This window comes from Synechococcus sp. WC101 (assembly GCF_047461555.1).
In the GTDB taxonomy this organism is placed as follows: Bacteria; Cyanobacteriota; Cyanobacteriia; order Thermostichales; family Thermostichaceae; genus Thermostichus.
The window spans coordinates 1-8,281 of record NZ_JANSHG010000118.1 but is presented as its reverse complement, the minus strand read 5'-3'; the positions used below and the strand labels follow the sequence as shown (position 1 = coordinate 8,281).

3 protein-coding genes and 1 pseudogene are annotated in these 8,281 nt (G+C 62.6%); all 4 read left to right on the top strand.

Going from position 1 to position 8,281, the window contains the following annotated elements; translation table 11 throughout:
- Positions 1 to 1,075, top strand: a pseudogene (locus tag NW809_RS08960) (helicase); the annotation flags it as partial.
- Positions 1,072 to 5,649, top strand: coding sequence for a DUF559 domain-containing protein (locus NW809_RS08955; protein ID WP_414401967.1), 4,578 nt, complete (start codon positions 1,072 to 1,074; stop codon positions 5,647 to 5,649). The pseudogene NW809_RS08960 and the gene NW809_RS08955, both read left to right, overlap by 4 nt.
- Before the next feature lie 30 nt (positions 5,650 to 5,679).
- Complete coding sequence (locus tag NW809_RS08950) at positions 5,680 to 5,886, top strand: type II toxin-antitoxin system VapB family antitoxin (protein ID WP_011429230.1); 207 nt, start codon at positions 5,680 to 5,682, stop codon at positions 5,884 to 5,886.
- A 92-nt stretch (positions 5,887 to 5,978) separates the two neighbouring features.
- The coding region (locus tag NW809_RS08945; protein WP_414401966.1) for a DEAD/DEAH box helicase at positions 5,979 to 8,281 on the top strand (2,303 nt) is incomplete at its 3' end.

The following is an 8,281-nucleotide window of genomic DNA, read 5'->3' as shown; positions in this document are numbered from 1 at the left end:
GCTGCTGGACAAGGCGCGGGAAATTCGCCGCACCCTTGGCACCCACGTGCCTGTTCCCGAAGCGAGTGAAAGCGTTACCCAGGCGGTGCTGGAGGCGCTTTTTTTGCGCCAGGGATCCGGCTCAGGGGAGCGCCAGTTGGAGCTGGATCTGGGGATGGCAGAGGTGAGCCGGTTTCACGCCCGGTGGGATCGCTCTGCCGAGCAGGAGCGGCGCAACCGCACCCGTTTTGCCCAGCGATCCCTCAAGCCTGAAGAAGTGCAGCGGGAACTGGAGGCTACAGACGCCGTGCTGGGGGATCCGCAGGCAGTACAGCAATTTTTTCTCGCTGCCGCCCAGCGCCTGGGCCTGGCCGTGATCCCTAACCGGCAGTCTGGAGTCTTCCAGGTCAACCTCAGCCGAGAGGGCACGGCAACCCTGCCGGAGGCCATTCGTTCAGCCCTGCCCCAGCCCAAGGGTGGACACTGGCGGATTAGCTTTGTCTCCCCCACGCCAGAAGGAGCGGAGTACGTTGGCCGCAACCACCGCCTCATCGCTGCCCTGGCCCACTTTTTGCTGGAGAAGGCTCTAGATAATCCTGAAGAGGCCGTCGTCTCCCGCTGCGGGGTTGTGCGGACGCGGGCTGTGGCCGAGCTCACCACCCTCTTGTTGCTGCGCGTGCGCTACCTGGTGGAGCAGCCGCTGGCTCAGCCTCTGCTGGCGGAGGAGGTGCTGGTGCTGGGAGGGGTTGGCCTGGAAAGAGGCGCAGCCCGCTGGCTGGAAACTGGGGCAGCGCTCCAGCTTTTGGCCAAAGCCACGCCAGATGCCAACCTGCCGCTCGCGGAAAAGCAGGAGTTGGTGCAGCATGTGCTAGACAGCCTCAGCCCCTGGCCGCCGACTGCAGAAAACTGGGGCCTAGGACACCCCCTTCAGCAAGGGATCCGGGAGGCCATTTGCCGGCGGGCTGGCGAGCTGGCTGATGCCCACAGGCGCATCCGACAGGCTATCTCCCAGCGCGTGCGCGGGCTGGAGGTTAAGCCGCAGTTTCCCCCGGATCTGCTGGGAATTCTTGTCCTACAACCTCTGCTGTCCAGATGAGCCAATTTCCTGCACTACGCCTTGAAGGGGGCCTCTTGGGGCCGGACATCCTGGAGCAGCTTTTGGCCGGCGAGCTGCCGGGCCAGAAGCCGAGAGACTTTGGGCTAGACGACAAGCGCAGCCTGACCGAGGAGATGGCCAGCGTCTTTGCCGATGCCCGCACCCAGTGGGAAGTTTTCCGCCGTCGGCTGGCCCGTCTGCCAGAAGGGGATCCGGCCACGTCGGTTACCCGCGATGCCTGGGTCATTCCCTTTCTCAGCCTTCTGGGCTACGAGCTGCGCTACAACCAGCGGGCCTACGAGATTGACGGCGCCACCTTTGCCATCTCCCACCGAGCTGGCGAAGCAGAGGACGCTCCGCCGGTGCACATTGTGGGGGTGCGCCAGGAGCTGGGACGGCTGGCTCCTACTGGCAGGCCGCGTCTAGCCCCTCACTCGCTGCTGCAGGAGTATCTCAACCGCAGCGAGCACCTCTGGGGCATCGTCACCAACGGGCTGATCCTCCCCCTGTTGCGAGACAGCACCTTTGTGCGCCGGCAGGCCTATGTGGAGTTTGACCTGCAGCAGATCCTGGAGGAGCAGCGCTTTAACGACTTTGCCATCCTGTTTCGCCTGTTGCACCGCAGCCACCTGCCCCAAAGGGCGGAGCAGGCGCGGGAGTGTTGGCTGGAGAAGTACTACCAGCAAGCTCTGGAACAGGGGGGGCGAGTCCGCGAGCGGCTGCGGGATGGGGTGGAAGAATGCCTCAAGGGCTTGGCCAACGGCTTTCTTGCCCATCCCAAAAACTCCCAACTGCGGGAGCGGCTGGCCTCTTCTGGATTGAACCGCCTCACCCCGGAGGAGTTCTACCGACAACTGCTGCGGCTGGTCTATCGCTTTTTGTTTCTCTTGGTCTCGGAGGAGCGGGGGCTAATTAGCGCCAGCCCCCTCTACCGGGATCACTACGGCGTGGGTCGGCTGCGGCGGCTTTTGGAGCGGCGCAGCGCTTTTACGGAGCATGAGGATCTCTGGTGCAGCCTGCGGGTGCTCTGGCGGGTGCTCTCCCAGGAAGAGCTGGCAAAGCATCTGGGGGCTGCGCCTCTCAACGGCGAGCTGTTTGCCCCTTTGGAGCTGGATGAGTGCAGCCTGAGCAACCGGGATCTGCTGCAGGCCTTCTGGCATCTGGCCTACTACCGAGAAAACGCGACCTCCCCGCCGCGCCGGGTTAACTATGCCGCTCTCGATGTGGAAGAGCTGGGATCCGTCTACGAAAGCCTGCTCGACTACCGGCCCCAGATCTTGTTTACTGCGCAGGCGACGCCTCAGTTTGAGCTCAGCTACGGCTCCGAACGCAAAAGCACCGGCTCCTACTACACCCCGCCAGATCTGGTGGCGGAACTTGTCCGCTCGGCCCTAGAGCCGGTGCTACAGGAGCGGCTGAAGTCTGCAGCCAGCCGCGAGGAAAAGGAACGGGCCATCCTCTCGCTGCGAGTTCTGGATCCCGCCTGTGGCTCTGGACATTTTCTCCTGGCGGCTGCCCGGCGTCTGGGCAAGGAGCTGGCCAAGGTTCGCACCGGGGAAGAGGAGCCTGCCCCTGAGACCGTGCGCGAGGCCATCCGCGACGTGGTGGCCCACTGCATTTACGGCGTGGACAAAAACCCCTTGGCAGTGGAGCTCTGCCGCGTGGCCCTCTGGCTGGAGGCCCATTGTGCCGGCAAGCCGCTTACCTTCCTCGACCACCGCATCAAATGCGGCGACTCGCTGGTGGGGATGTTGGATCTAAAAGTTCTGGACAAGGGCCTTCCCGACGCTGCTTTCGAGGCGGTGAGTGCCCACTCCAGGGAGGCTGCCCGCTCTCTGAAGAGGCGAAATCGCGCCGAGCGCAGGGATTTGGAAACGGGCCAGCTTTCTCTTTCTCTTGAGGCGGACCAAGTGGTGGCCCAGCTCAGCCAGGAGCTCCAGCAGCTCGAAGCCATCCAGGACGACTCGCCAGCCAACGTACGCCGCAAGCAGGAGCTCTACACTCGCTACTGTCAAAACCCAGAACACCAGAAACTGACAGAAGCCTGCAACCTCTGGACGGCGGCTTTTTTCCAGCACTTGACTTCAGACTTCTCGGCGGCCATTACCACGAAAGCAGTCAGCGAGCGGCTGCAAAATCGAGCCAACTCCCGCGCTCTGGCCACCGCCGTAGCCCTGGCCTGCGAGCAGTACTTCTTCCACTGGCCGCTGGAGTTCCCGGAGGTGTTTCACCTTACCCCCTCGCCCAACGCCTTGGGAGAGGGGGGCCAGGGGGGTGAGGGCGGCTTCGACATCATCCTCGGCAACCCGCCCTGGGAGCGCATCAAATTGCAGGAAGAAGAGTTCTTCGCCGTCCGCGACCCGCAGATTGCCCGCGCCGCCAACGCCGCCGCCCGCAAACGGCTGATCGCCGCCCTGCCGCAGACCAACCCTGCCCTGTGGGAAGCCTATCAGCGCGCCCTGCATGCCGCCGAAAGCGCCAGTCGCTTCCTGCGCGGCAGCGGACAATACCCCCTCACCGGCCGCGGGGACATCAACACCTACTCGGTCTTTGCCGAGCGCGTGCGAAGCCTCCTTAACTCTAAGGGACAAGCCGGCCTCATCGTCCCCACCGGCATCGCCACCGACGCCACCAACCAATTCTTCTTCGCCGACCTGGTGGAAAAGGGGCAGCTAGTTAGCCTGTTTGATTTTGAAAACCGCGAAGCGCTCTTCCCCGGCGTACATCGCAGTTACAAATTCTGCCTGCTCACCCTCACCGGCGGCCGCACCCCAACCGACGCCACTACCTTCACCTTCTTCGCCACCCATGCCGATCACCTGCGCGACCCGCGTCGCGTTTTCACCCTCACAGCGGACGACATTGCCCGCATCAACCCCAACACCCGCACCCTGCCGGTCTTCCGTACCCGGCAAGATGCCGACCTGACCCGCGCCATCTATCAGCGCGTGCCGGTGTTGGTTAACGAACACACGGGAGAAAACTCTTGGGGCGTGCGCTTCCTGCGCATGTTCGATATGTCCAACGACTCGCACCTCTTCCGCACCCGTGCAGAGCTGGAAAAGCAAGGTTACCGGCTGGTGGGGAATGTGTTTGTGCCCTCACCCCCTAGCCCCCTCTCCCACGCTGCGGGAGAGGGGGGAAGGATCGCAGCCCCCGACCTCTCTTCTCGCGCTGCGGGAGAAGGAGGGTACGAATTACCCAAGGCCAGCCAGGAACTGATTGCCAGGGCGCGGCAGTTGCGTCGCGAGGCGACGACCGCCGAAAGCCTGCTCTGGGAATTGTTGCGTGACCGTCGGCTGCTAGGCCGAAAATTCCGACGTCAACATCCGATTGGACAATTCATCGCTGACTTTTTCTGTGACGATGCCCGCCTGATCATTGAGATAGATGGCGCCGTGCACCGTGAACCCACTCAGCAGGAACGCGACCGTTTGCGGGAGGAAATCCTGCGCGAACATGGCTTTGCCATTCTGCGCTTTACCAATGACCAGATACTCGACCGCACAGAACAAGTCCTCCAAGAAATTGCTGCCTATGTCACTGCCCATTCCTACGAGCATCCTTCTCCCCTCTCCCAAAGCCTTGGGAGAGGGGCCGGGGGTGAGGGCTACCTCCCCCTCTACGAAGCCAAGATGATCTGGCACTATGACCACCGCTACGGGACGTATGAGGGCGTGCGCGACCGGAGCAGCACCCAACTGCCCACGCCTGATGAGCACCAGCACGCCGACCCGCACTTCGTCGTCCAGCCCTGGTACTGGGTGCGGGCCGAAGAAGTCGCAGCCCGCCTGGGCGAGTGGCAACGCGGCTGGCTGCTGGGCTTCCGGAATGTGGCACGTTCTACGGATGAGCGCACCGCCATCTTCAGCCTGCTGCCCAGGGTGGGGGCGGGACATAAAGCACCCCTTATCTTCTCTGAATCCCAATCTGCTGTGCTTGTTACAGCATGGTTGGCAAATTTCAGCAGTCTGGTCTTGGATTTTGTCACTCGCCAGAAAATTGGCGGTACTTCGCTTGGATTCTTCATCCTCCGCCAACTCCCCGTCCTGCCGCCGGATGCCTACACCCCCGAGGATTTGCGCTTCATCGTCCCGCGCGTGCTGGAGCTGGTCTACACCTCCTGGGACATGAAACCCTTCGCCGACGACGTATGGCGAGAGGCAGACGAAGGATTGCGGGCTGTGATTAGACCTCACCCCCCGACCCCCTCGCCCGCAGCACTGGGTGAGGGCTTCCCCTTCCCGCCGTTCACCTGGAACGAGGAACGCCGCGCCATCCTCCGCGCTGAACTGGATGCGTACTACGCCCGGCTCTACGGCCTCACCCGCAAGCAACTGCGCTACATCCTCGACCCGGCGGATTTGACCGAACGCGAACTGGAAGACATACTCGACCCGCGGGAAGAGGTGGCAGACCCGCTCGACCCGGCTGGCTACGCTACCCGCGCTGCTGCTAGCACCTTCCCCGGCGAAACCTTTCGCGTGCTGAAGGAGAAGGAGATACGTCAATACGGCGAATACCGCACCCGGCGGCTGGTGCTAGAGGCATGGGAGAAGCTGGCGCAACACTAATTTCATTATGCGTAAACAGGGGAGCTTCCCATGCGGACTAACGTTGTCTTGGATGACGAGCTGATCGAGTTGATCGAGCGGGCTCGCCAGCTAACCGGCCTCAAGACCAAGCGCGAGATAATTCACGAAGCGCTGCGCACCCTCATTCGGCTCTACGAGCAAGCCGAGATCCGCAACTTACGCGGCAAGTTGAAATGGGAGGGAGATCTGCACGAGCAACGCCTCTCCTCTCCCTAAGATCTCCCAGCCCAAGCCTCAGGGCGATCCTCTTGCAGTCGCTAGAACACCTGCTAGGCTTAACCTAGCCAAAATGGCTTTGGAGAGCCCCGATGGCCACCATTTTTGACCTGCACGAGAGGGTTCTAAAGGACTACGCCAATTTCGTCCGCTCCTTTTTTCTCATTGCCGACCCACGGGCACAGGCGTTTGTAGACCAAGCTCTGGAAGAAGGGATCCACCTCTGGCCAGAGCCGCTTGTGCAGCTTAGCCCTGCCTACGTAGCCGGCCCAACCGTTGATGAGTTGGCCGAAGCGGGGCGGATTACTGAAGAAACAGCCCGCATCTTCCGCTCTGAGGACGGCAGACCCTTTCGTCTCTACCGCCACCAGGAGAAGGCCATCGCCAAAGCCTTGGCCGAGGAAAGCTTTGTGGTAACTAGCGGCACTGGTTCCGGCAAAAGCCTCTGCTATTTCCTACCCATCATCGACAACTGGATCCGCCAGGGAGGATCCGTAGGCCAGGTGACGGCCCTGGTGGTCTATCCCATGAACGCGCTGGTGAACTCCCAGTACCAGGCTTTACAGGATCTCCGCCAGCGGTATGAGCGCCGCTACAGTCGCCCCTTTCCGCTGCGCTTTGCCAAATACACCGGCGAAACCGAGGAAAGCGAGCGGGAAAACCTGCGGCGGGATCCACCCCAGCTCCTGCTGACCAACTACGTGATGGCCGAGCTACTGTTGGTGCGCCCCGAAGATCAGCGCTTCCTCAGCCCCAACGGCCTGCGCTTTCTGGTCTTTGACGAGCTGCACACCTACCGGGGTCGGCAGGGGGCCGACGTGGCCATGCTGGTTCGCCGCCTCAAGGGACGCTGCGCCGCCAAGAACCTGGTGCACATTGGCACCAGCGCCACCATGATCTCCCGCCCCGAGGCCAGTGCCCAGGAGCGCCGCCAGACCGTGGCCGACTTTGCCAGCCGCTTCTTTGGCCATCCCTTCACACCGGAGCAGATTATCGAGGAGACCCTGGCCCCCTTGAGCGAAGGCGGCCCGCCTTCACCTGAAGAGCTCAAGCCCGCCCTCGATCCCCCCTGGCCCACCGACCTAGCTAGCCTGCGCCGCCACCCCTTGATGCGCTGGTTGGAGTACGAGCTGGGCCTAGAGTTCAGTCCCGACGGCAGCCTCAAGCGCCGCGTGCCCAGGGAGATCTCCGAGGTGGCCGCCCAACTGGCCCAACTGACCGGCACCGCTAGCGAAAACTGTGCGGCAACGCTGCGCCAGTTCCTCGCCCACGCCAGCAGCCTCAAAGACGATCACAGCCGAGGAGTGGCCTTCAAGCTGCACCAGTTTATCTCCCAGGGCCGCACCCTCTACGCCACCCTGGAGAGTCGGGAAAAGCGGCAATTTTCCCTAGAAGGGCAGATGCAGGCGGGGGAGGGCAAGCTCTTTTTCCCCGTCAAGTTCTGCCGCCAGTGTGGGCAGGACTACTACCACGTCCTCAGGTCCAAGGATCAGTTTCTCCCCTATCCCGTGGGAGAAGAGGTGGAGCAGGACGAAGACCAGCAAGCCGGTTACCTGAGCTTGGATCCTCTTGACAACGAGTGGTCGCTGGAGCAGATCCCCGAAGACTGGTACACCCCTGAGGGCAGACTCAAGACCGACTGGGGAAAGCGCGTCCCCCAAGCCGTCTGGGTGCGCCCGGATGGCTCCTTTTCCGAGTACCCCCAGGCGGAGGCGCAGAAGATGTGGTGGCAGCCCCACCCCTTTTCCCTGTGCCTGGCCTGCGGCGAGTACTACAGGGGCCGCGAGCGGGAGTTTGTCAAGCTGGCTTCCCTCTCTAGCGAAGGCCGCTCCAGCGCCACCACCATCCTTGCCACCTCCCTGCTGCGCCATGCCGAGCAAACCCAGGCCGCTTGCAGCAAGCTGCTGACTTTTACCGACAACCGCCAGGACGCCTCCCTGCAGGCCGGCCACTTCAACGATTTTGTGCATGTGGCCCTTCTGCGGGCCTCGCTCTATGCTGCCCTCCTCAAGAAAAAAGAGCTGGGCTTTGACGAGGTGGCCCAGGAAGTGGTGCGGGCTTCTGGCCTGGAGCTTGCCGACATTGCCCAAAACCCGGCTTTGGACCCTGCCTCGCCCAGTGCCGAGGAAGTGTGGCAGACCTTTAGCGAGCTAACCGAATACCGGCTCTATGAAGATCTGCGGCGCGGCTGGCGGGTTACCCACCCCAACTTGGAACAGGTGGGCCTGCTGAAAATCGAGTACCGCGGCCTTAGGGAGCTCTGCCAAAATTCAGCCCTGGCTTCCCTCCACCCCTGGTTTGCCCAAACTAGCCTTGAGGAGCAAGAGCAACTGCTGCGGGCTCTGTTGGATCAGTTTCGGCGCCAATTGGCCATCGACGTGCCCGTGCTCAAGGC